2 protein-coding genes are annotated in these 2151 nt (G+C 51.7%); both read right to left on the reverse strand.

The annotated features are described in order from the left end of the window. Positions 1-272, reverse strand: a 272-nt coding sequence (locus tag ACTF5Z_RS11960) for a PilZ domain-containing protein (RefSeq protein ID WP_438985835.1), incomplete at its 3' end; no start/stop codon positions are given. A 103-nt stretch (positions 273-375) separates the two neighbouring features. Beyond that, entirely contained in the window at positions 376-2043 is a 1668-nt protein-coding gene (ettA, locus tag ACTF5Z_RS11965) for an energy-dependent translational throttle protein EttA (RefSeq protein WP_423848667.1), read from the reverse strand. Positions 2044-2151: the final 108 nt, after the last annotated feature.

A 2151-nucleotide genomic window follows, 5' to 3' on the forward strand; every position in this document is an offset into this window, starting at 1 on the left:
GGATCGAGATGCTCGATCGCAAAACCGAGTTGCGAACGGCCGGCATGTTGCAAATAGGCGTGCAACTCGAGGTTGCCTTGCTCAGTCTCTAGCCCGATGGTGAAGGGCTCGTTGTACTGAGCATCGAAATTTGGTGGCTCATCAATGGCTAGGCCCGTCAGCGACAGGTTCACCAAGGTGCGATGCCACACCGATGCACCTTGGCGAATTTCTACGGGCAACTCAATCGGTACACGCGTATAGCGGCGACGATCTGATTCATGCTCGGTCATGTTTAGCTCCGACAATCTGTTTCATTTAATATTGCAACAGCCAAGCCATGACCGCAATGCTAAATTACGGCATCTACCGCAAACTCACCCAGTTTGGGTAGGTTTAATCCTTTAATTTACGGTATTTCACACGTTGTGGCGCCTGTGCTTGAGCACCTAAACGCTTCTGGCGGTCCTCTTCGTAATCGGTGTAGTTACCCTCATGGAATACCACACCACCGTCATCTTCGTAAGCCAAAATATGGGTTGCCACTCGGTCTAAGAACCAGCGATCGTGCGAAATTACCATTGCACTACCGGGGAAGGCCAGCACGGCTTCCTCTAATGCGCGCAAAGTTTCGACGTCCAAGTCGTTGGTCGGCTCGTCTAGTAACAACACGTTCGCGCCTTGCTTAAGCAACTTAGCCAAGTGCAAACGGTTGCGCTCACCACCCGATAAATCTTTCACGAACTTTTGCTGGTCACTGCCTTTAAAGTTAAAGCGACCGACATACGAGCGCGAATTGGTCTCGTATGTTCCAATGCGCATCACGTCTAAACCGTCGGAGATTTCTTCCCAGACGGTTTTGTTACCTTGTAGGTCGTCGCGTGACTGATCGACGTAGGCAATCTGCACGGTTTCACCCACTTCAATTTCGCCACCATCAGGCTGTTCGAGACCTACCAACATTTTGAATAAAGTCGATTTACCCATACCGTTAGCACCGATAATGCCGACGATACTGCCTTTGGGTACCACAAAGGACACGTCATCGAACAACAAACGATCGCCAAAGGTTTTACGCAGATTGCGCACTTCAATCACCTTGTCGCCCAAACGGGGGCCAGGTGGAATGTAGATTTCGTTGGTTTCGTTGCGCGTCTGAAACTCTTGCGACTGCAATTCATCAAAGCGCGCCAAACGCGCCTTGCTCTTGCTTTGGCGCCCCTTAGCGTTGCTGCGCACCCACTCCAATTCCGCCTTAATGGCTTTTTGGTGCGAGGCTTCTTGACGCTTCTCTTGCTCGAGGCGCTTTTCTTTGGCTTCAAGCCAATCCGAATAGTTACCCTCGTAGGGGATGCCGCGACCGCGGTCGAGCTCTAAAATCCAGCCCGCAGCATTATCCAAGAAGTAACGATCGTGAGTAATAGCGACCACCGTGCCCGGAAAGTCGTGCAAAAATTGCTCGAGCCACGCAACGCTCTCCGCATCCAAGTGGTTGGTCGGCTCATCAAGTAAAATCATGTCCGGCTTAGACAACAGCAAGCGACACAGAGCAACACGGCGACGCTCGCCACCGGATAACGTGGTGACGTCGGCATCCCAAGCGGGCAAACGCAAAGCATCGGCCGCCACTTCGAGGGTGTGATCAATATTGTGCGCGTCGGTCGCCTGAATAATGTCCTCTAATTGCGCCTGCTTTTTCGCCAGCGCGTCGAAGTCGGCATCGGGCTCGGCATAGTCCGCATACACTTTATCCAGCGCGGCGAGTGCATCAATAGCATCTTGCACGCCCTCTTCGACGTTACCTCGAACGGTTTTATTGGGATCGAGCTGAGGTTCCTGCGGCAAGTACCCGATTTTTATACCGGGCTGAGGGCGAGCTTCGCCTAAGATGTCGGTATCTAAACCCGCCATAATTTTGAGCAGGGTCGATTTACCAGAGCCGTTTAAACCCAATACGCCGATTTTGGCACCTGGGAAGAACGACAAAGAAATATCTTCAAGGATTTTGCGTTTGGGCGGAACAATCTTGCCCACGCGATTCATTGTGTATACGTACTGCGCCATAGAAACAACCTGATACCATTCGTTAACAAAAATAACCTTGCACAAGGCCGAGGTAGACTACCTCAGTGACACCATTGCGGGAGTCTTGCCTCAAAAGTCGTTGCAGGA

This window comes from Aequoribacter sp. (assembly GCF_965659035.1).
GTDB lineage: Bacteria > Pseudomonadota > Gammaproteobacteria > Pseudomonadales > Halieaceae > Aequoribacter.